23 protein-coding genes and 1 other annotated feature are annotated in these 21,977 nt (G+C 39.1%); of the genes, 7 read left to right on the plus strand and 16 right to left on the minus strand.

Annotated elements, in window-relative coordinates; genetic code table 11:
- Positions 1 to 108 precede the first annotated feature (108 nt).
- Both ACMX9J_RS10630 and ACMX9J_RS10635 read left to right on the plus strand, forming a co-directional pair.
- Complete coding sequence (locus ACMX9J_RS10630; protein WP_416225785.1) at positions 109 to 2,151, plus strand: catalase; 2,043 nt, start codon at positions 109 to 111, stop codon at positions 2,149 to 2,151.
- A 123-nt stretch (positions 2,152 to 2,274) separates the two neighbouring features.
- Entirely contained in the window at positions 2,275 to 2,988 is a 714-nt protein-coding gene (locus ACMX9J_RS10635; protein ID WP_034270598.1) for a YoaK family protein, read from the plus strand.
- 26 nt (positions 2,989 to 3,014) lie between these two features.
- On the opposite strand, the gene ACMX9J_RS10640 is transcribed toward ACMX9J_RS10635, so the two are convergent.
- Positions 3,015 to 3,512, minus strand: a complete 498-nt coding sequence (locus ACMX9J_RS10640; protein ID WP_416225786.1) for a GNAT family N-acetyltransferase — start codon at positions 3,510 to 3,512, stop codon at positions 3,015 to 3,017.
- Between the two features lie 200 nt (positions 3,513 to 3,712).
- Here ACMX9J_RS10640 and ACMX9J_RS10645 point away from each other — a divergent pair, with 200 nt between their 5' ends.
- Positions 3,713 to 4,294: a YitT family protein gene (locus ACMX9J_RS10645; protein ID WP_033579900.1), complete on the plus strand. Its 582-nt coding sequence runs from the start codon at positions 3,713 to 3,715 to the stop codon at positions 4,292 to 4,294.
- Between the two features lie 37 nt (positions 4,295 to 4,331).
- Here the strand turns inward: ACMX9J_RS10645 and ACMX9J_RS10650 are convergent, their stop codons facing one another.
- The 7 genes from ACMX9J_RS10650 to ACMX9J_RS10680 all read right to left on the minus strand — a co-directional run bounded on the left by ACMX9J_RS10650 (position 4,332) and on the right by ACMX9J_RS10680 (position 11,675).
- The gene (locus ACMX9J_RS10650; protein WP_028415047.1) at positions 4,332 to 5,300 is read right to left on the minus strand and encodes an LCP family protein; all 969 of its coding nucleotides are present in this window, start codon (positions 5,298 to 5,300) and stop codon (positions 4,332 to 4,334) included.
- Positions 5,301 to 5,387: 87 nt separating this feature from the next.
- On the minus strand, positions 5,388 to 7,310 hold the full coding sequence (locus ACMX9J_RS10655; RefSeq protein ID WP_028415048.1) for an LTA synthase family protein: 1,923 nt from the start codon (positions 7,308 to 7,310) through the stop codon (positions 5,388 to 5,390).
- A 406-nt stretch (positions 7,311 to 7,716) separates the two neighbouring features.
- Entirely contained in the window at positions 7,717 to 8,070 is a 354-nt protein-coding gene (locus tag ACMX9J_RS10660; protein ID WP_028415049.1) for a cupin domain-containing protein, read from the minus strand.
- Between the two features lie 51 nt (positions 8,071 to 8,121).
- Positions 8,122 to 9,021, minus strand: a complete 900-nt coding sequence (locus ACMX9J_RS10665; RefSeq protein WP_416225787.1) for a DMT family transporter — start codon at positions 9,019 to 9,021, stop codon at positions 8,122 to 8,124.
- A 151-nt stretch (positions 9,022 to 9,172) separates the two neighbouring features.
- A complete protein-coding gene (locus ACMX9J_RS10670) occupies positions 9,173 to 10,300 on the minus strand; it encodes an NADH-dependent flavin oxidoreductase (RefSeq protein ID WP_416225788.1) in 1,128 nt (375 codons plus the stop codon).
- Between the two features lie 195 nt (positions 10,301 to 10,495).
- On the minus strand, positions 10,496 to 10,681 hold the full coding sequence (locus tag ACMX9J_RS10675; RefSeq protein WP_033580328.1) for a Fur-regulated basic protein FbpA: 186 nt from the start codon (positions 10,679 to 10,681) through the stop codon (positions 10,496 to 10,498).
- Between the two features lie 109 nt (positions 10,682 to 10,790).
- Positions 10,791 to 11,675, minus strand: a complete 885-nt coding sequence (locus ACMX9J_RS10680) for a DUF4405 domain-containing protein (protein WP_416225789.1) — start codon at positions 11,673 to 11,675, stop codon at positions 10,791 to 10,793.
- A 237-nt stretch (positions 11,676 to 11,912) separates the two neighbouring features.
- Positions 11,913 to 12,144: a binding site (T-box leader), on the plus strand.
- 67 nt (positions 12,145 to 12,211) lie between these two features.
- On the opposite strand from ACMX9J_RS10680, the gene ACMX9J_RS10685 reads away from it, so the two are divergent.
- A complete protein-coding gene (locus tag ACMX9J_RS10685; RefSeq protein WP_028415053.1) occupies positions 12,212 to 13,582 on the plus strand; it encodes an amino acid permease in 1,371 nt (456 codons plus the stop codon).
- Positions 13,583 to 13,624: 42 nt separating this feature from the next.
- Here ACMX9J_RS10685 and ACMX9J_RS10690 read toward each other — a convergent pair whose 3' ends face one another.
- From ACMX9J_RS10690 to ACMX9J_RS10705, 4 genes are all read right to left on the minus strand, one after another.
- A complete protein-coding gene (locus ACMX9J_RS10690; protein ID WP_416225790.1) occupies positions 13,625 to 14,851 on the minus strand; it encodes a DUF819 domain-containing protein in 1,227 nt (408 codons plus the stop codon).
- A 131-nt stretch (positions 14,852 to 14,982) separates the two neighbouring features.
- Positions 14,983 to 15,549, minus strand: a complete 567-nt coding sequence (locus tag ACMX9J_RS10695) for a TetR/AcrR family transcriptional regulator (RefSeq protein ID WP_098626892.1) — start codon at positions 15,547 to 15,549, stop codon at positions 14,983 to 14,985.
- Between the two features lie 121 nt (positions 15,550 to 15,670).
- On the minus strand, positions 15,671 to 16,309 hold the full coding sequence (locus ACMX9J_RS10700) for a hypothetical protein (RefSeq protein ID WP_416225791.1): 639 nt from the start codon (positions 16,307 to 16,309) through the stop codon (positions 15,671 to 15,673).
- Positions 16,306 to 17,205, minus strand: a complete 900-nt coding sequence (locus tag ACMX9J_RS10705) for a LysR family transcriptional regulator (RefSeq protein WP_416225792.1) — start codon at positions 17,203 to 17,205, stop codon at positions 16,306 to 16,308. Before ACMX9J_RS10705 ends, ACMX9J_RS10700 begins: the two co-directional genes overlap by 4 nt.
- 156 nt (positions 17,206 to 17,361) lie before the next feature.
- Between ACMX9J_RS10705 and ACMX9J_RS10710 the strand changes: the two genes are divergently transcribed.
- Positions 17,362 to 18,111: a sulfite exporter TauE/SafE family protein gene (locus ACMX9J_RS10710; RefSeq protein WP_028415058.1), complete on the plus strand. Its 750-nt coding sequence runs from the start codon at positions 17,362 to 17,364 to the stop codon at positions 18,109 to 18,111.
- Between the two features lie 21 nt (positions 18,112 to 18,132).
- On the opposite strand, the gene ACMX9J_RS10715 is transcribed toward ACMX9J_RS10710, so the two are convergent.
- The 4 genes from ACMX9J_RS10715 to ACMX9J_RS10730 all read right to left on the minus strand — a co-directional run bounded on the left by ACMX9J_RS10715 (position 18,133) and on the right by ACMX9J_RS10730 (position 20,279).
- Positions 18,133 to 18,627: a GNAT family N-acetyltransferase gene (locus tag ACMX9J_RS10715; RefSeq protein ID WP_048019991.1), complete on the minus strand. Its 495-nt coding sequence runs from the start codon at positions 18,625 to 18,627 to the stop codon at positions 18,133 to 18,135.
- Positions 18,628 to 18,699: 72 nt separating this feature from the next.
- Entirely contained in the window at positions 18,700 to 19,341 is a 642-nt protein-coding gene (locus ACMX9J_RS10720) for an NAD(P)-dependent oxidoreductase (protein WP_028415060.1), read from the minus strand.
- A 50-nt stretch (positions 19,342 to 19,391) separates the two neighbouring features.
- A complete protein-coding gene (locus ACMX9J_RS10725; RefSeq protein ID WP_080968625.1) occupies positions 19,392 to 19,577 on the minus strand; it encodes a hypothetical protein in 186 nt (61 codons plus the stop codon).
- Between the two features lie 39 nt (positions 19,578 to 19,616).
- Positions 19,617 to 20,279 (minus strand): MgtC/SapB family protein, encoded by a 663-nt coding sequence (locus ACMX9J_RS10730; protein ID WP_048019927.1) that lies wholly within the window; start codon positions 20,277 to 20,279, stop codon positions 19,617 to 19,619.
- 105 nt (positions 20,280 to 20,384) lie between these two features.
- On the opposite strand from ACMX9J_RS10730, the gene ACMX9J_RS10735 reads away from it, so the two are divergent.
- Positions 20,385 to 21,194, plus strand: a complete 810-nt coding sequence (locus ACMX9J_RS10735) for a class I SAM-dependent methyltransferase (protein ID WP_416225793.1) — start codon at positions 20,385 to 20,387, stop codon at positions 21,192 to 21,194.
- A 43-nt stretch (positions 21,195 to 21,237) separates the two neighbouring features.
- Positions 21,238 to 21,957 (plus strand): poly-gamma-glutamate hydrolase family protein, encoded by a 720-nt coding sequence (locus ACMX9J_RS10740; RefSeq protein ID WP_416225794.1) that lies wholly within the window; start codon positions 21,238 to 21,240, stop codon positions 21,955 to 21,957.
- Positions 21,958 to 21,977: the final 20 nt, after the last annotated feature.

Genomic DNA, 21,977 nt, shown 5'->3' on the forward strand with positions numbered 1-21,977 from the left:
ATAACGGATTTCCTACGAAAAAATTCCAACATTTCTGTTTGCGTCAACTTTTGACAGGGTACACATTTTGTAATGATTATCCATTGAAGGTCAAGGAGGAAAACAAATATGACAAAAAAGCACCCTGTAAATGAAAAAAGCAAGCAAGAACAGCTCGAGCAGTTTAAAACAGACGATCGAAACCAAGCGCTCACAACCAATCAAGGGTTAAAGCTTTCCGAAGATGAATTTTCTTTAAAAGCAGGCGAACGTGGTCCAACCCTTATGGAAGACTTTCATTTCCGTGAAAAAATGACGCATTTTGACCACGAGCGCATTCCTGAACGCATCGTTCATGCACGAGGCTTCGCTGCTCACGGAGAATTTGAGCTGTATGACTCGCTCAGCGAATATACAAAAGCTAATTTTTTACAGAATCCGTCTGTAAAAACACCTGTATTTGTCCGTTTCTCTACTGTAGCAGGTTCTAAAGGTTCAGCTGAAACGGTTCGCGACGCACGTGGTTTTGCAACGAAATTTTATACAGAAGAAGGAAACTATGACTTAGTTGGAAATAACATTCCCGTGTTCTTTATCCAAGATGCGATTAAATTCCCTGATTTAATTCACGCTGTTAAGCCTGAGCCACACAACGAAATGCCGCAGGCGGCTTCAGCACATGATACGTTTTGGGATTTTGTCGCCAATAACCAAGAGTCCGCTCACATGGTCATGTGGTCAATGTCAGACCGCGCAATTCCTCGCAGCTTACGTATGATGGAAGGCTTCGGCGTACATACTTTTCGCTTAGTTAATGCAGAAGGAAAAGCTAATTTTGTCAAATTCCACTGGAAGCCTGTGCTCGGAACGCATTCCCTTGTTTGGGACGAAGCTCAAACCATTTCTGGGAAAGACCCTGATTTTCATCGCCGCGATTTATGGGAGTCAATTGAAAACGGAGACTATCCTGAATATGAGCTAGGGCTTCAAATCATAGCTGAGGAAGATGAATTTAAATTCGACTTTGACATTCTCGATCCAACTAAGCTTTGGCCAGAAGAAGACATTCCCGTCAAATTGGTTGGAAAAATGACCTTAAATCGAAATGTAGACAACGTATTTGCCGAAACGGAACAAGTCGCATTCCATCCGGGGCATGTAGTACCGGGAATTGATTTTTCCAATGATCCTCTCTTACAAGGAAGATTGTTTTCATACACGGATACCCAGCTTATTCGTCTTGGCGGCCCGAATTTTCATGAACTTCCAATCAACCGTCCAGTGTGCCCGTTTCATAACAATCAACGCGACGGTTACGGACGTCAAACGATTAACAAAGGGCCTGTCAGCTATCACAGAAACTCTCTTGCAGCCAATACGCCGTCTCCTGTACCAGAGTCAGAGGGCGGTTATTCTCACTATCAGGAAAAAGTGGAAGGAAGAAAAGTTCGAAGCCGAAGCGAAAGTTTTAAAGACCACTTTTCACAGGCAACGCTATTTTGGAATAGCATGAGCGACCCTGAAAAAGAGCATATTATCAGTGCTTTCAGCTTTGAGCTTGGAAAAGTGAAAAGCAAGTCTGTTCAGCAACAGGTTGTTGATATGTTTGCCAACGTCAGTACAGTGCTAGCTAAACAAGTGGCACAAGCGATTGGTGCAACGCCTCCATCAGGAGAAGACGCGCCAGTGACCAAGTCGTCTCCGGCTCTTAGTCAGGAACAGACGATTAAAAAGCCGAATACGCGTAAAGTAGCTGTCATTGTAGCTAATGACTTTAGCGGTGACCTACCACAAGTGTTAAACAGTTTAAAACAACAGGGCATTCAGCCTGAAATTGTAAGCACAACCCTCCAAAACGTAAAAGGAACAGACGGGTCAGAACTTGAAGTACAGCACACGTTCTTAACAAGTGATTCTGTCTTATTCGATGCGGTTTATGTTGTCGGAAGTTCGTCAGCTGATGAGAAGTTTCGTAAAGAAGCACTGACGTTTGCTCAAGAAGCATTCGAGCATTTTAAACCAATTGGCGCCACAGATGAAGGTGTTAAGTGGCTAAAAGCTGCTGGCTTAGATAGTAGTCCCGGTGTCGTAACTGGAGATTCTACACGTTTTACAGATGAATTTATTGAAGCTGTTTCAGCTCACCGCCACTGGAATCGTCACGTTATATAAATGACAAAAAAGATAGGGATCTTCCCTATCTTTTTTACATGGAGTCACAGCAATTGAAGAAAAGCCGATTTTTTGCTTATACTAGATAATGCACCTTAGATTTTCAGGAGGCAGAAAGAAGACATGCTCACAAACAAATCATCTTACTTTTTACAATTAACGAAACGATTCAAAAAAGCTGCAACGGCAAATTCAGTTATCCTTGGAATTTTGTTAGCTATTGTGGGAGGTTTTCTTGATGCTTATACGTATATAAGCAGAAACGGAGTATTTGCAAATGCACAAAGTGGAAATATCGTTTTATTAGGTGTAAAGGCAGCACAAGGTCAATGGACAGAAGCTTTTCTTCATATTCCGCCTATTTTAGCCTTTATCCTAGGCGTTGCTGTAACCGAAACATTTAAGCAGCCGCGATTTGTATCTGTACTCCCTGATACTTCTCGTATTGTATTGCTTTTAGAAATTGTCGTACTCATTATCGTTGGTTTTTTACCGTCTAGTGTTCCTAATATGTTGGTTACAGTAACAATTTCATTTGTTGCTGCTCTTCAAGTTTCTTCATTTAGAACTTTGATAAAATGGTCATATAATACAACAATGACAACTGGAAACCTTCGTACTGCTTCTCAAGCAGCATACTATGCTATATTCAAACGCGACGAAAATGCTGCTTATCAGTGCCTTCGTTTTACGGCCATTATCCTCTCTTTTTTAAGTGGTGCATTGTTAGGCTCTATTTCTACTTTCACCCTCGGAACAAAAGCAATTTGGCTAGCTTCTGCTATTCTTTTTCTCGCTTTTGTCATTTTAAATTCAGAATCTCAAAAAAGCCTTTGAAATCAATAATTTCAAAGGCTTTTTTATTAAACTGATTTTCTAAATGCCATAACGTGCAAATCTTTTACCGGATAAAAATCGTTATCAGGAAAGCGGACGTAACCTCTTTTAGTGTACAGCTTAATGGCATGTTCCATTGAATGATCTGTATGTAAACCTAAATAAGAACACCCTAGCTCCCGAGATTTTTTTTCACACGCTTCAAGAAGCGCATTGGCGACTCCTTTTCGGCGATGAGATGGAGCAACTGCCAGCAGACGAATTTCAGCCCATGGAAATGGTTTTAATAACCCTCCATATACATCCATATTCGGCGGATAAAACAAAACGCTTCCTGCCATTTCTCCATCGATTTCAGCTACCATGCATTCAAATTTCTTTTCTTCACTCAGGGTATGTAAAATTCCCTTTCGATATCTTTTCCAGTGTGCTTCCGATTTTACAGCTGCATATTGCTCATAAGCAGCAAGCGTTACTGTTTCAATAGATGATGTTTCTTCTTCTCTAGCTTTTCGAACGATCAATTTTTTCTCCTCCATTTACCTTCTTCGTTAATTCTTATTGTCTATGGTGAAGAATGTTTATGCAACACATTTGCATTGCGAAACAGCTTCCTTTACATATATTTAATCCGTGCATTATCGTTTCTGAAGCAGTCTTTGTGCTGAAACTCTGCTTGTCTTCATATACATATAAAGAGATTCATAGACAAGGATGAGACAGCATGTACAAAAAATTAATTGCAATTGGAATTGGCAGTGTGTTTGTTAGTATTGGAATTAACGTTTTTATTCTTCCGCTTCAGCTTGTAACAGGAGGCATTACGGGAATTAGCTTAATCATTAATTATTTACTTGGCTATAAAGTAGGCGTGATGATTTTTTGCTTAAACTTGCCGATTTACCTTCTCGCTCTAGGTTTTAACCGCTCTTATTTTTTAAATGCTATCTATGGCATGGTTCTCTCAGCCGTTATGATTGATTTGCTGTTTCCGCTTCACGGGATTTTTCACCTTCCCATTATCTTAAGCGCTTGCCTTGGAGGCATTTTTAACGGAATCGGAACTGGCATCATGCTCCGGCAGCACGCAAGTCAAGGCGGGGTCGACTTATTTTCTCTGATACTTGCGAAATGGTTATCGTTAAACCCTGGCATCATCATTTTAGTGATTGACGCATCTATTATTATTTCAGGTATTTTACTGCTTCAAAACGATACAGCTATTTATTCATTATTCATTGTTGTATGCTCTGGTATAGTGACCAGTTTAATTACGTCATTCAAACGCATCATCGTCTATGTATAAAGAAAAAGCCTCGAGACATGCGTCTCGAGGCTTTTCTTTATTTGTCATTTAAGAATTCTTGCAGCGCTTCTTTATTTTTATCTAAATCAATATCAAGCACCATACCAACGCCGCTATACGTTTTGTTTTCAAATGATCCGTCTAAAGGCAGTCGCAGGCTTTGAACGTCTTTCATGTTTCCTGTTACCACATCTTTAGCCAAAAGCATCATGCTTTTTGTATCTAAATTTGTATCGATGTAAGGATCCATTACGCCGAGAAGCTTCGGTATTTTAAACACGCTGTTTAGGCTTGCTACTTCATCTTTGAGCTTTAAAACGACTTCTTGCTGACGCTGAACGCGTCCAAAATCACTCATGTTATCATGGCGAAAACGTACGTAGCCAAGCAGCTGTTCACCGTGTAAAACTTGGGTACCTTTGTGAAGCGTCATACCAATTCCCGAAGACATATCGTGAGGCACGGTTACTTCAATGCCATCAGGCGCAATCGTATCTACAATTTTTGAAAATCCTTCAAAGTCCACAACTGCATAATAGTTAATATCAATATCAAAATTTTGTTTGATCGTTTGACGCAGCAGCTCAGGACCTCCGAACGCGTAAGCAGCATTCAGCTTTTGCTTGCCGTGTCCTGGAATATCCACGTACATATCCCTCATAAGAGAAACAATTTTCGGGTGTTTGCTTTTAGAATCGTAGTGAGCAATTAAAATAGAGTCTGTACGAGAATGCTTTTCCCCGCGCGAGTCACTTCCTAACAGCAGCATATTTACTTCTCCGTTATTTGGGAGACTGCCTTGAAACTGTTCAAATGTCGTGCCGTCATCCGCAAATTTACCATCGCTTGCTATCGATAGCCCTTGCTTATATTGGAAATAGCTGTATATGCCCCCAACGATAATAAAAAGGAACAACAAAGCAAAGAACACTCTGCCCCATCGAACTCTTCTTCTTCTTTTGCGTCTTGTTCGCTCCACGTTTCTGTCACCAGCTTTCTTTTTCAATGAAGTTCTCATAAAACAAGCAAGTAGCTAAGCTTTTAAAAAGCTCCTCTACTTGCTTGTTTGGATTGTATGGTGTGAAAGCTTACATTATTTTTCTGTTTCTTGGTCTTTTCCATACATGTATTTTGATGGATCGACCGGTTTAAAGTCATCTAATTTATTAAATCGTAATAAATCACCGTATAACACTTTATCAGAAAGTTCTAGCTCTCTTCCAACTTTCTTTTTATAAGCTTTCGCTTCATCTGTTGCTGTGATTCTTTCTCCTGTGTTTGTATCGTAATACTTGCCGTCAATTGACGTGTATTTCGGAGAAACATAATCACCGTTTCTAAATGCTACTACCTGATCATGGTCTTTTGATAATAAATCTGTACCGAATTGAACATACTCTTTACTATCAATTCCCACTAGGTGAAGAAGCGTAGGCACTACGTCAATTTCACCGCCGTACGTATGGTTCACTCCACCTTTTACACCTGGTACGTGAAGGAAGAACGGTACGCGTTGAAGCTGAGCGTTTTTATATGGCGTGATTTTCTCGCCAAGAACTTTTTCCATTGCTTTGTTATGATTTTCAGAAATACCGTAGTGGTCACCGTAAATCATAATAACTGAGTTGTCATATAAACCTGAAGCTTTTAGCTCTGTAAAGAATTCTTGCAGTGATTCATCCAAATAACGAGCCGTTTGGAAATAACGGTCTACCGTTCCATCTCCTGTGTTCGCCGGTTCAATACTAGCATCACCTTTATCAAGAACGAATGGGAAATGGTTTGTTAATGTAATCATATGCGCATAGAACGGCTGCTTCAATGACTGCAGCATTGGCATAGATTCTTTGAAGAATGGCTTATCTTTTAATCCATAGTTTACTTTGTTATCACCAGTCATATTGTAATAACTTGCATCAAAGAATTTATCCACACCGAACTGTTTGTAAATTTCATTACGGTTCCAGAATGTTTTATAATCTCCGTGTAACACAGCACTTGTATAGCCGCCCTCTTGATCTAAGATCGCTGGTGCTGCTTGGTACGTGTTGCGGCCTTTTAAGCTAAATGCTGATCCTTGAGGCAAGCCATATAATGACGTATCCATCATAAGCTCTGCATCAGCTGTTTTACCTTGTCCTGTTTGATGGAAGAAGTTATCAAAATACATAAATTCATTTCCATTTGCTAATGAATTTAAAAACGGCGTTACTTCTTGTCCGTTTAACTTGTAATTAATTAGGAATGACTGAAATGATTCTAGATGAATTTTAATAATATTTTTTCCTTTTGCTTTACCCGCATACTCAATATTCGGAGCTGCATAGTGACTTGTACTGAAGTTTTTCACTGTTGTTAAGTCATCACTGCTTGCGAATGCTCGTTGCTTTGAGTTTTGAAACGTTTGAACTGCATCATACACCGTGTAGTTGTATGCTCCTAAATATTTCACTAGGTAGTTGCGATCAAATGTTCTTGTTAATAATTCAGGGCGATCTTTTTCAGCATAGTGCAAGTTAATTGCAAATGCGACAGCTCCTGCCGCTAACACCATGAACGTATAGCGGAATTTAAGACGTGCTTTTGGCCATTCGATTTTTCTAACAAACAATAGCGCAATCAGTAAAATGATATCTACAAAGTAAAAAATATCGTGAGCTTTTACTAAATCAGCGATACTGCCTCCTAAATGACCCACATTGCTTGTTTGCGTTAAAGTAGGCAATGTCACAAAGTCATTGAAGAATCGATAATATAAAATATTGCTGTACAAAATGACCGTCATGATTGTACTAAGGATAAGCGTCCAAACGATGGCTCTTTTTCCTTTTGCAAACAATGCTAACCCTAAAAAGATCAAAGTTGAACTAATTGGATTAATAAACAATAACGTTTTTTGCATTGAGTCACTTATATCTAAGTTGAACTCCACTTTGTAAGACATGTAAGACTTGATCCACATGAATAAAACCGCTATAAAAAAGTAAAACAACGGCTTTGAAAATAGTTTTTTCATTTTCAAATTCCTTTCACTAAAAAGTAGAGATTTCATGTTCAGCTAACCTCAGGAAAGTCCCCTACATTAAATCGTAACGGTTACGTCCTGCAAAAGATTACCTGAAAATGATTCAATTTGTCAAACAATATCATCTTCATCTCTTTTTTTAGTCATCTACAAAATTTACATTTTAACTTGTAATCTCTTATTTTTCATCGTGATGTTAATATTACACAATTGTTAATTTGTAAATTTTGTTCTCCCTATATTGCATACATATTAATTTACCACATTTCTGCTCTGCAATAAAAGTATTTTTATTTTATTAGGCATAATATTTCACTTGCTGAATGAAAAGGTACTATTGTACTGGACGGTATTCTTCGCTTACTGTTAGGACTAGTAAAAATAGACTTATCTATGCTTAGTCTTTATCTTCATCAACAGCTATGCGGTCTCCTTGTGCAAAAGGCTGTGAAATCACAAGAAACTCAATCTCCTCACTCGAACGATTCATCATTTGATGAAGAATCGAAGGAAATACTTCTACTCCTTCGTGTGCTTTTACATCGTAAATAACTCCGTCTATTTCTAGAGCAGCTGTTCCTTTTAGTACAAAGAAAAATTGATGTGCTTTCAAGTGATAATGCCTTACCTCTTCCGTATAAGGGGGCATGCGCTCATGAATAATACTTACGTCTTTATTTTTCACTAGGTGCCACCCATCGCATTTTCCTCCCCACACGTAGTGTTCTGCGTTTTGCTTACTAACTTTCATGACTAGCTCCCCTTTTTTAATAAATGAACACCTGCAGATTACATAGAAATTCTATGTGATCTTTTTAATCCTGCTATTGGAAATATTTTTTTCAGATGAAGGTTTTGGCTTCAAAGTAAAAAGCATTCCTAAAAAGATCAAAACAATGCCTGCAAGCTGCAAAAGCGTAGGGCGAAATCCAGTGAATGCTGTATCTAATAAAATGGCAACGGCTGGATCTAAAAACACCAGAACCGAAATCACCTGAGTTTTTAAATAGCGCAGGCTGTCGAAAAACAAATAATACACTAAACCAGTATGTACAAAGCCTGTTACTAAAATAGATGTCCAGTTGGCCGTTGTTAGGAAATGAAAATCAGTAAAATGAACAAACGGCAATAATAGAAAAATTCCTAAAAAAGTCTGAAGAAATGTAACAGCATAAGCACTCATATGAATAATTCCTTTGCCGAGCAGCGTCGTGCATGCATAAAACAAAGCGGCTAAAAGCGCCCAGAGTATTCCTGACGACATGAAGCCATCAATCGTAAGTTCCTTCACCCCAATAATCAGAAGTGTTCCCACAAAACAAATGAAAATAGACATAACGCCAAGAACCGTTAATTTCTCCTTAAAGATAAAGCTTCCCAGAAGCAATACTAAGACGGGTGCAAGATGATAAATAGAAATAGCAACCGTAACGGACATCATTTCAAATGCTTTAAATAGAAACACCCAGTTAAACACAAGAAATATGCCGCACAGTAAAATCTGCTTTATTTCTTTGGCATTCCATTTTTCCCTTTTATATTCACCCGTTGCGAACCAGCACATTCCGAGAAAAAGTGTTGCACAAATACAGCGAACGAATACTAAGTCAAAAGAAGGCAGTCCAGTTTGTGTGGAGAAAAAGCCAATTGAACCAAAAATACTCATTGAAATCATCATTTTCACCATTGGCCCTGCTTTCATTCTCTCACCTCACTTTCAGAAAACTATTACTATTCAAACATAAAGAAGCCCATTTGTAAATTAATGGTTCAAAAGCGCTATTCCATGAAAAAGCAAAAAGCGCAAAGACATAGGATCAGTCCCATCGTCTTTGCGCTTTTCTGCCTTTCTTTTAATCTTCAACCGGGAACCAGCCTGGTGTGTTAATAACGGCTTGCCACAGCGGGTCAGGAATCATAAGCTTTTCCTGATCTTTTTTGCTTAATGTTGTCACAATTTCATTTTCACGGCCTTCTTTTACTTTTTGAACCCAGTCTGGATCCATAATTAATTCGCGGCCAATCGCAAGCAGTGGAATGCCCGTTTCAAGAGCGGCTGCTGCTTCGTCTGCTGTATGAATAGAACCTACGCCCATCACAGGTACGCGGCTTCCTACTCGCTCTTGAATAATTTCAATACGTGAACGAGTATCTTCCACGCCTCGGCGCGGTTTTGACCAGAATTCCATTAGCGATACGTGAAGGTAATCAAGGTCTTTTTCTGCTAGTGCATCGACTAACTTCAACGTATCAGCCATTGTAATTCCTGGCGTTTCAGGCTCTTCTGGCGAGAAGCGATAGCCTACTAAAAATGATTCTTTTGCATGCTTAGAAACGGCTTGCTTTACTTCGTCTACGATTGCAAGCGGGAATGTTAAGCGTTTTTCTACGCTGCCGCCCCATTTATCTTCGCGGCGATTAGAATGCGGAGAAAAGAACTGCTGAATTAAATAGTTATTTGCTCCGTGAATTTCAACTCCGTCAAATCCTGCTTCAATGGCACGGCGCGTCATTTCACCAAAATCGTGAATAATGCCTTCAATTTCTTCATTTGTTAACTCTCGAGGTACCGGAGCTCCTTCTTGTTCTGCAGCAACAGCACTTGCGCTAACAACCTCTCCATTTGGAACAAGCTCAGGCGGACACATGCGGCCTCCGTGAAAAATTTGAAGAACTGCTTTTGCTCCTTGATCTTTAATGGCTGTTGCTAATCGACGCAGGCTAGGAATCATTTCATCGCTGTCTGCAGCAAACTCTCCGTGAAATCCTTTTCCGTTCGCCGTTCCGTATGTACATGCTGTAATGACCATGCTAACACCTTTTGAACGTCGTACGTAGTAGTCTACTTCTGCATTTGATACTGTCCCATCTTCATTTGATGAAAAATTTGTCATAGGAGCAAGAATAACGCGGTTATCTAATTTGATGCCATTTGAAAAAGTAAATGGCTGTAAAAGCGGCTCATACTTTTTATTTGTCATTTTATTTCCCTCCAAAAATGATACGGTCAAAAATAGTGGCATATTATAGGTAGAGACTGTTTTCCTTCCTAATAATATGTGTCATTTAAAACTGTAACTTTAAAATATACTGTGATTTTAATCTGTACAGTTTTACCTGTCAAAGAATAAGACTTTCTAACACAAAAAAGCACTCATATACTGAGTGCCTTTTTATCATTGCGAAAGAGGTTCCTGATTATACATGAATGATTTTACTTTTACGTATTGAGCTTCTAACTCTTGAAGTGTCAGTTCGTATAGATGCCGATTTCCTTTTTTATAAATACCAAAATTCAATAGCGCATTAATAAACCAATTTTTCTTATGTTCCGTTTCAGGCTGTGTATGTTGTTTCACGATTTCCACCACCTAAGGTTCTCTCATTTTAATTTTGCAAAGCATTCGCTTTTACATAAATGATTTTACTTCTATACGATGAAAAAACGGTGAAATAGAAAGCTTTTTCATTTTAAATTTCCGCAGCAGGACCCGTTATTTTTTTACGTCTCTTCACACCTGCTAATATTTTTTCAATATAATAAATAACAATAATAAAAACTGACATAATAGCAAAATAAGTACCGATTACAACAAAAGGATTTGGACTTTCAAAACCGCTTTCTTTTCCTTTCATTCCTCTTTCCGGACCTCCGCCATCGTGATCAAAGTTTGGACGTTCGTGACCAGCAGATGCCGTCGCAGAAGATTTGTTCTCGCTAAATGAATGGCAATCAAAATCCGGCTTCCCACCGCCTTTTTGCGGCATATCTGAGGAACTTACATTCAGTACTCTCGCTACTCCTCCAAGTTTTCCAAGAAAACCCGTTTCATTTATTTCGTATATGCCAATGACTAACAGCGCAGCGGTTGTGAGCTTAGCTGCTATGCTCAAGCTTTTCTTTGACTTTTTGAATTTCGTCATATTTTTACATACATTTATAACCCATTTCCAATGAAGACCTATGTGAGCGGCTACTAAAATTAACACTAAAAATGATACGGAAATATGCGAAACCTTAAACCACTGTTCGTTCCCAACATTAATATTTGGAAATACTACTCTTGAAATAAAAATACCGCTAATCATAATAAATGACATCGTAATCAACAGCATGATATTTAAAAAGTAACCGAACTTTGTTCTGCGCGGAAGCCTGCGGTCAAATAATTTAACCGTAACTTTCTTTACCCACTGCCAGTTTAGCAGCACGTGGGTAAAAAAGGCGACGGCAATCGCCAACCCCGCAATTTCATGAAATGTTAACCCTCCCAATACTTGCTTGTTAAAAAACAAAACAAACGTAACGGCCATTAAAAGATCCAGTCCAAACCGGACGTACATCATCTTTTTCACTCTATTCATTCTCCTCACCTATGTATTTGTCAAAACAACTCCTTTTTTATATTTCTTAATGTAAGCAGAGTTGGTGAAAATTAGGTGAAACGACTGATTTTTTTACCAAAATAACCAGTCCTGAGTTCTATAAAAGTAGAATGGAATCATTTTTACTTTTTCGAGAATAGCTGTTGACAAAGAAAAAAGAAGCACGTATAGTAATGGTTATTCATCAAGAACTTTCAGATTTTAATCAAAAACACAGCGATTGGGAGTAGTAAAAGCTTATTATTCGGTCAAGAGAGCTACGGGTTGGTGTGACGTAGTCCAATAATACTTTGAACTCGCCCAGGAGTGGTAATTCAGAAAGAATGCAGAAGTGTTCTCTAAGTTTTAACGTCTAACCTTCGTTATCAGGTTTTAAGCAGGGTTCTTTAAGAGCCAACAAGAGTGGTACCGCGGTTAGCTAAAGCTTATCGTCTCTTCTCTCATTTGATAATGAGGTAGGAGACGATAAGCTTTTTTTATTTTATAAAAAAGTGGAGGGAAAAGTCATGAAGAAGGACAACCAAGGTTTGCAGCGAACAATGACTTCACGTCACATTATGATGATGGCGCTAGGTGGAGCAATTGGCGCTGGTTTATTTAAAGGAAGCAGCTCGGCTATTGATATGGCAGGACCATCAGTTATTATTGCCTATTTAATTGGCGGAATTATTTTACTATTCATCATGCAAGGTCTTGCTGAAATGGCGGTTCGAAATAGTGAAGCACGAACGTTTCGTGATTTAGTTCAGTCGATTTTAGGAAGCTATCCCGCTTACTTTTTGGACTGGATTTACTGGAAAATGTGGGTGTTAAACATTGCAGCTGAAGCCGTTGTAGCCGCTATTTTTATTCAGTACTGGCTTCCTGATTACCCAATTTGGATGCTTGCTTTAGGCGTATCCGTTATTGTTACAGCCATTAACTTGCTTTCAGTTAAAGCATTTGCTGAAACGGAATACTGGTTAGCTTTAATTAAAATCACGGTCATTGTGATCTTTATTATCGCTGGACTTTTATTATTGTTTGTATCATTCGGTCATCATACCGCAGCGGGTTTTTCAAATTTAAGCGATCACGGCGGTTTTTTCCCAAAGGGACCAACCGGGCTAATTACGGCGATGTTAGTTGTCATCTACTCATACGGTGGAACTGAAATCATCGGAGTAACGCTAGCTGAAACAAAAAACCCTGAAAAAGTAGTACCTAAGGCTGTGCGCAGTACATTAACGCGTATCATTGCTTTTTATCTGTTCCCGTTTTTTATCATCGTGAGCTTGATTCCTTGGAATGAAGTGAACGGCGTTTCTCAAAGTCCTTTTGTAATGGTATTTAAAATGATTGGCATTCCCGGAGCAGATCATATTATGAATGCCGTGATCTTGTTAGCCGTTATTTCTTCTATGAACTCAGGACTTTACGGTTCATCACGTATTTTGTATACGCAAGCAGTAGACGGTCGAGTGCCGAAGATATTTTCGAAACTTTCTGTTAACAAAGTTCCTGTCTATGCAATCTTAATGTGTACATCATCCCTTTATGTGGGCGTGTTGATTTCCTTATTTGCAGGAAGTAAGACATTTGATTATTTGATGGGATCTTTAGGGTATACGGTATTGTTTATTTGGTTGATTATTGCGATTGCACACTTAAAGTCCCGCAAAGTTCAGCCAGAAGCATCGAGCAGCTACTCTGTTAAATGGTTTCCTTATACAACGTGGGCTGCCCTTATTGCACTAAGCGCTATTTTAATTGGTGTTATCTGCACAACATCCGTTGTTATTACGACTATTACATTAGCTATCTATTTATTTATTACAGCTACGTATATCTTTAAAGGTCGCTTTTATCAATCTTCAGCAGTCAAGCACGCTAAATAAAAAAACGCCTCCTTTGAGTCATCAGAGGAGGCGTTTTTTTATTTAAAATGTTAAGTACCAATAGCCAAGTGCAAAGCCGATATAGTTACCAATAATATAGCCAAGCGTTCCTACTACCAAGATAGGACCAACCAAACTTCCCCATCCTTTAGCAATCGCCATTGCACTTGCTGTCGTAGGTCCCCCTACCGTTGCATTGCTCGCCAGTAAAATATGCTCTAAATCAATTTTAAATACTTTTCCTAAAAGCAGTCCCACTATCAAATTACTCATCCCCACAATGAGCACAAATAGAATCAAAAGAGGTGCTTTTTCAACAATTAATGGAATGGACGCCGGCACTCCAATAACAACAAAGAAAATATAAATGAAGTATGTGCCGATTTCTTGGCTTCCGCTAATATTTTTAAAATAAGAAGGAAACAGATAAATGACAAGAAACGTAAGTGTGGAAAGCAATAAGTATTTTTCGCTCAAAATAGTATGTAATAACGTTTGAACTACGGAAGCATTTGGACCGGCTGGAATGATTGTTCCAAACCATTCGGCTAATTTAAAAGATACAACCACTAGAAAAAATGATGTACCAATGGAAGCCGCCACGTCTTTTAACGAAATTTCTTTTTTTGCCCAATATTTTTCTGCAAGCGTATGACGATCATTTTCTCCATATTGCCCCGCCTCTACTTCTTGAATATGAGGTGTCTTAAAATGTTTCCTAAAAAACTTCATAGAAGGAACAAACATATACACGGCAAACAGTAAAGCCATGACCATATTATCAGCAACCACCGTCGCGGAAACCATTTGACTTGATGGTTCAAATTTGGCCGTAACGGTAGCAAAGTTAACCCCTCCACCTACATAAGAAGCGCCAATAGCAGCTGCAATTTTTGCTAGTTCAGGAATATAATCTTTTAACAACAAGAAGCCTGCTGTGCTCCCTATGACCGTTCCTACCGCACAGATTAAGAAAATAAAAAGCAGTTTCCGGCTTTCTTGAAATAATTCTTTCATATTGACTTGAAATAACAATAATGGAATGGCAAGCGGTACTAGATACGCCCAAACCGCATCATAGACCGGAGACTCTGTTGGAATAATTTTTAAATTTGATAGGATAAGCGCTCCTGCTAGCGCAATAATAGCTCCTGACAGAAAAGAAGCCCACTTATACTTTTGTTCGAGAAAAATACTAACAGAAGCCCAAATCGCTAGAATTCCCCATAGTGCCCACGTATCATCAGCTTGAATAATAGTAAAAATCACGAGCTACTCCTTTCTTTCTTTTTAAAGAAATATAATTTTCAGAAAATATACCTTTAAATTTTATCAATATATGCCAAATTCCGTCAATCCATAAAAAAAAGCTTTCCACTCTAAAAGTGAAAAGCTTTTTTTTATTTGCGAATCAAAACCGGAATTTGCTGCTGAATCTGCTGCAAAGGAGCGCTCGTTTTTTCTGTTAACGAACGCAAAATACCGCCTTCTATCAGACAGTTAATCACAACTGCAAGCTCTCCTGCCTGCTTATCTTGAAATCCGCTCTCTATCATTTTTTCTCTAAAAAGTTTTTCCCAATCTTGAAACGCTGCATAGCAGACTTCGCGAAGCGGTTCATTAATAAGCGCCGTTTCTCCAGCCATCAGTCCAACAGGCATACCAGCAATACTTTCTTCGTGTTCAAACTGCTTGGACAATTCTTCAATAAAATACTGAATAGCCTGTGCCGCGTCAGAAGATTTATTTAAACTTTCTTTAATTTGAACTTGGACGTATTTATTCGTATATTGAACAGCGTGAATCGCCAGTTCTTCTTTCCCTTTTGGAAAATAATAATAAAGAGACCCTTTTGGTGATCCGCTCTCTTTAATAATTTGATTTAATCCCGTTGCATGATAGCCTTGCAGCTGAAAAAGCCGCGATGCTGTTTCTAAAATCTTATCGCGTGCATTTGCTTTCTTCACAAAACGATGCCTCCCCTATATAATAAGTGGTTTCTATAACACTACTTATCATATAAGGAAATGAAATTTTTGTCAAAATAAAGTGAAAATTTTACCATTTATCTTTCCTTATTTTCATTTCTTATGACCTAATAATTGTTTTTCTTACTTCTTCCGCTAACGGTTGAAGAGGCGTAATAATACGGTCGCTTACCTCCTCAGCCGCTTCTACCATCGAGAGCTGCGCCACTGAAACAACAGTGTTGTGGTCTTTTACTAGCTCATCTAAGACATGTTTCACCTTCTGTTTATACTTCTCTAGGTTTCCAGTCATTACTAGTTCAAAAGCACCTTCTATCACAACAGGGTGAACTTTTATCTTTACATTTTGATAAAATGCAAATTCGTCTAGACGCTTCATCGTTCCTTCTACGGTCTCCGGATTTGTAAACACGATAAGCTGCGGTTCTTCTATTTCACATATTCGGCGAAAATAAGGCTCATCGATTTTAATAATTGGAACATCACTTGTAAATGCTTCTGGTAAAAGAGCAATGTAATTCGTACACGTAAGTAAAATGGCATCCGCTGAACATTCCTCCATCCACTTTAACTGCTTCTCTACTTTTGCACCTGCTGACTCCGCTGCAAATTTAGGATCGGTTTTTACCCGATGTACAAGTCCAGGGTCTACGAAATGCATACAGTTCGCAAACGGCAGCGCTTTTTCTATATAAGAGATGTTCGAATGATGAGCGTGCAGGCAAGCAATTTTCTTCATCGTTTTCCTCCTGTATGATGGTCTTTGAAATACTGAATTAAAAATTCCTGGAACTTTTTCGCAACAGGGGTTAAATATTTATCCTTGTTCCACGCAATCCCAATTACCCTTGAAGCTGTGTCTTCTTTGAGCTTTATTTTTTTAATGCCTCGCAAGTCCACTCCCTTTATTTCAGGAAGCAAGGCAACCCCTAAATGAGCCGCTACAAAACCAATCACCGTCAAAAATTCTTCTCCTTCAAACGTAATATTTGGGACAATTTCAGCTTCTTCGAACAGCTGATCAAAAATTTTTCGGCTTCCGTATCCTTTTTTTAACGCGATAAACGATTCATGAGCCAACTCTGAAATCGAAAGCACTTGTCTTGAGGCAAAAGAATGCGTATCAGGGACATACGCGTACAGCTCGTCTTTCCATAAATATTCCCACTGAATTCCTGCCCTAGATTCCGTTACGGAAGACATACAAAAATCAATTTCTCCCGTTTGAAGCTGATCGAGCATGATATTCGTCGCGTTCTCAAAAATTTGAAATTGAACGTTCGGATACTCTTGTAAAAAAGCATGAACTAGTTTCGGGACGGACGAAGCGCCTAATGATTTTAAAAAAGCAAACGAAATGCTGCCGCGATGAGGATGAATCAAATCTGAAAGCTCACGTTTCGCTTCTTCCATTTCGTTTAATACTTTAGCCGTTCGTTCATAAAAAAGCCTTCCGTATCGATTTAAAATAACTTGCCTTCCTTTTCGTTCAAATAGCGGCACGCCAAGCTCTGATTCTAATTTAGAAATTGAGCGGCTGAGCGTAGGCTGCGCAATTGATAATTGTTCCGCTGCCTTTGTGAAATGTTCCGTTTGAGCTACAACATTAAAATATTCGAGCTGCTGCCATTCCATTTTTTTCACATCCTTTACTTATTACATAATACTATCGATTTCATATAAATTATACATTGGACGTCATAAAAAATTCATGTTTAAATGAAGAACGTAGCACTTGCCGAAAATGTTATGTGTCTGCATAGAATAAGTGTTGAAAGAAGGAATTCGTTTATGGATGTTTCAATTATTTTAACAATGTTAGCCGTCGGACTGATCTTAGGATTTGTCGGAGCAGGCGGATCAGGTTTTATTATTTCAATTTTAACGCTGCTGTACGGCGTATCTGTACACGTTGCACTCGCAACGGCTCTTACCGCAATGATTTTCTCTTCTTTATCTGGTGCCGTCAGTCATTACCGCGAAGGTAACGTATCTTTAAAATCTGGTATCTCTGTTGGTATCCTCGGTGCATTAGGCGCTTGGATTGGGTCTAACCTTTCATCCTTTATCCCAGAAGGCGAGCTAAAATGGCTCACAGCCGGCATGCTTTTATTATCTGGTGTTTTACTTTGGCTGCGAATGTTTTTATTTTCCCGTCAGCAAAAAGAACGTACTGTTCCAACAGGAGCTAAATTTGTCGTCTACTCTTTACTAATCGGCTTAATTACGGGCGCTCTGTCCGGAATGTTTGGAATTGGCTCAACTCCATTTATCCAGCTTGGCCTTATGATGGTGTTAGGCTTGTCTATTCGCCAGTCCGCCGGAACGACGATGCTCGTTATTATTCCGATTGCAATTGGCGGAGGAATGGGCTATTATCAGCAGGGCTTTTTAGATATCCCGCTGTTGATTCAAGTAGTTGTCGGCACAATGGTCGGTTCATATATTGGAGCAAAATTTACAAATCGTGTACCTGCTCCCGTATTAAAAACGTCCCTTGTAGCGCTGCCTATTTGCTCTAGCTTTCTCCTTGTTATATAAGAAAAAAGCTTGAACTCTTGTTCAAGCTTTTTTTATGTTCATCTGATAAACAAACTGCTTTCCTTGGCTTCCAAAAACATGCCGGTCTGTATCGACAAAGCCGCATCGTTTGTATAGGTGCTGCGCCGCCGTGTTTTTATGGTTCACGCCTAGCACCACTTTATTTTTAGTGCGAAAGTGATGGTTGATAAAAGAAGGAAGAAGTTTCAATGACTTTTTGCCAACTCCCTTTCCTTGATAATCAGGATGAATGGAATAAGACCGTATTAAAAGCGCGCCGGATCCCTCGGTATATTCTTTAACGGCTTCCCCTGCGTCGAGCACGAAAAAGCCGGCTAGTTTGTTTTCTGCCAAAATCAAAACGGGCGTTCTATCTCTTTCCTGCTTACACTTAGCTATAGCTTCAGCGGGAAGTGCCGTGTAAATGAGCTGCTCTTCAGGCAGCGTATAGCTATGTATAGATGACTCGTAGGCTTCACTATAAAACGTTAAGGCTACGTTTTCTTTATTCTCCATTTTCTGCTGGACTCCTTTTCTTTTTCCATAGTATAACATGCACAAAAAAAGCCGCATAAAGCGGCTTTTCCTTTATCTAGCGTCGGATACAACGGTAAAGCGTTCGTTTACATGCTCTCCTCGCTCAATTTCATCAATAACTGCAATGGCGTAATCCGCATAACTGACATGGCTGTTTCCTTCTGAGTTTAAAATAACATGATCTTTCCCTGTTTTATAAGCATCCGTTCGTTTTCCTGAAGGATTAAAAAATGCTGCTGGGCTAATGAACGTCCAATTAATATCGCTTGTACTTTCTAAGTCTTTTAAATTTTGGGCTTGGTTGTCAGCTGTCGCTTTGTACTCTTTTGGAAAATCAGGCGTATCTGCTAGACGCGTCGTTTTCTCTTCATCTACAAACAAACTTCCTGCTCCTCCTACAACAAGAAGACGAACGTCCGGAGCTTGTTTAAATACATGAATTAACGATTGCCCCGCTTCTACATGCAGATGTTCCTTTCCTTCAGGAGCTCCAAACGCATTCACTACCGCATCGAAACCTTCAATATCGTTTGCCGTAATATCGAAGATGTCCTTTTCCAGTGTACGAACATCCTTTTCTTCTACTTTGCCCGCATCACGTACAATTGCCGTCACGTCATGCCCGCGATTTAAGGCTTCTTTCACGATAAAACTTCCTGCTTTTCCTGTAGCACCTACAACTCCAATTTTCATTTTATAACCTCCAGTAAAATTCTCTATATTTAGGTAATAGCCTTTTTTTGCTATGATAAAACACAGCAAAACGGTTTAAGCAAGATAGAGAGAACAAATTGGATAAATGAGTTAGTATGGATTACTTTTAACACCGCGGTTGATTTCCGTGCAAGGCTTCGCTTTCCGCAGGCGGCTGCTGAGCCTCTTCGTCGCTTACGCTCCTGCGGGGTCTCACCTGTTCCGCCAACTAAAATACGTTTCTTCCAGTCTCTTTTAAAAAAATAAATGAGTGCTTATTCAATTTCAATAAATAACACGTGAGCCATAGAGTGAATCGATTTAATCAATTCTACTTTATTCCCTTTCTTTTTTGCCTTTCCTTTTATTTCAACAAAATAAAGCAGTTCTCCTTGATGATGATCTTGGTGAATTTCGTAAGACGAAATCATAATATTTTCTTTTTCAATCTTATCAAGCAGCTCATAAATATCCTCTTGATTTGCTGCACGAAACTTAATTAAAAGGGAATGAGTAGAAAGAGATGTAAACATTACGTTCAATATTTCTAAGCCAATCAGCACTAATATAGTTGCGCTAATGCCGACTGTATACATACCGGCCCCAATGGTTAAACCAATTCCCGACGTTGCCCATACGCCTGCGGCTGTTGTGAGCCCTCTAATATGCTGCTTTTGAATAATAATCATACCTGCTCCTAAAAAACCAATACCGCTTACTACTTGTGCGGCCACCCGGCTCGGATCAAGAGCCATATGATCTTGATGAAGCACATCTGAAAAGCCATATTTCGAAATTAGCATAATCAGCGTGCTACCGACAGCAACTAAAAAATGAGTGCGAAACCCTGCTTCTTTAGCTCTAAACTCTCTTTCTAAACCAACCAAAGCTCCTAACAAACCTGATAGGGCTAGACGACTAATAAAAGCTGCGGTCATTCTTTCTCCTCCTTTCTCTTCACTTTTTCATAAATGCACCTATTAACTATTTCTATTTTTGTTATAATTTACTATAACTTTTTTTAAAAGTGGAGGCTAATCAAAGTGGATAAAGTTATCGATTATTACAGCAGATTTGATGAGTGGGGACGGTTAGAACGAGAACCTATTGAGTTTCAAGTAAACTGGCATTTTATAAAAAAACACCTTCCTCCTAGAGGCCATATTTTAGATAACGGTGCCGGACCGGGAAGATATGCCTTGAAACTAGCAGAAAACGGCTATGAAGTAACTTTAACTGATTTGACACCGCAGTTGGTTGAAAAAGCCAAAGAAAAAGCTTTAGAACAGCAAGTATATAATGTATTTCGTAATTTTCACGTGGTAGATGCACGAAACCTTCACTATTGTTCAGATGAACAATTTCATGCGGCATTAATGCTTGGACCAATGTATCATTTACAGAAGAAACAAGACCGTATTCAAGCCGTTCGAGAGCTGTATCGGGTAACAAAGCCAGGCGGAACTGTTTTTATTTCATTTATGCCGCGCGTTCAGCACGTCATTTCTTCTTTAACATCGCCGGAGCGTTTAAAACCAAACAACACGGCAAAAGCGCTTCATGATTTTTATGAATCAGGCTGCTTTAATCATGCAGAAGAAAGGCGATTTACTCACGCTTATTACACTAAAATTGAGGATATTATTCCGTTTTTAAAGAAGCATGGATTTCGATGCATCGAGCTGATTGCCTCTAACGTTGCCTCGTCAGTTAATTCAAAAGAGTGGACGTACTGGCAGGAAACTTCTTCTGAAGAAATGAACAACATCGTTCAGCTCCTTATTCAACAAGCATCGAACCCTTATCACCTTGGACTGTCTTCTCACTTACTTTATATCGGGCGAAAAAATTAATAATCACCTCTATTTATCATAGAATAAATAGAGGTGATTATTAATGAACCGTTTATTCAAATGGAGTACAAGCATTTTGCTATGTTTTATGTACTGCTTTTTGATTCCCCCTCCTTCTTATGCAAGCGGTGACTATTACTCTTCCTATGCAGAACTGCAGCAGCACGAAATTTTTCACCAAGACTACGACATTCGCTACGAGCAGCGCTTTAGCTATTTATCCATTATAGCCATTCACGGCGGCGGAATTGAACCAGGTACATCAGAAGTTGCCAAAGAACTCGCCGATCGCTTTTCCGCTTCTTATTATTTATTTGAAGGCATCAAGTCCACTAACAACGGAGTTCTGCACATAACCTCAGAAAACTTTGATGAACCGACGGCTAGAGGAATGGCTCAGCAAAGCATGTCCGTTTTGACGATTCACGGCTACAGCGGCAGTCAGCCTATCGTGTATATAGGTGGAAAAAATCAGCTTTATAAAGAGCTGATGAAGCAATCACTGCGCAAAAACGGCTTTACCGTCCGTGACGCTCCTTCTAACATAGCGGGAACAAGCGAACAAAACATTGTGAACGATAATCTGCTAAAAGCCGGAGTGCAGCTTGAACTCACAGCCGAACTAAGAAAATCATTTTTCGCAAACCATGACTGGTCGAGAAACAACCGCATGAATGTAACACCGCTTTTTTATACATTTGTTACTTCCTTACAAGAAGCATCCTCTTCCTATCAAACTTTCCTTTACCTACAGATCCACTAATTTTCAAAAATTCTCGATTT

Origin of the sequence: Priestia sp. RMT2NF4 (assembly GCF_047872835.1) — a bacterium.
In the GTDB taxonomy this organism is placed as follows: domain Bacteria; phylum Bacillota; class Bacilli; order Bacillales; family Bacillaceae_H; genus Priestia; species Priestia zanthoxyli.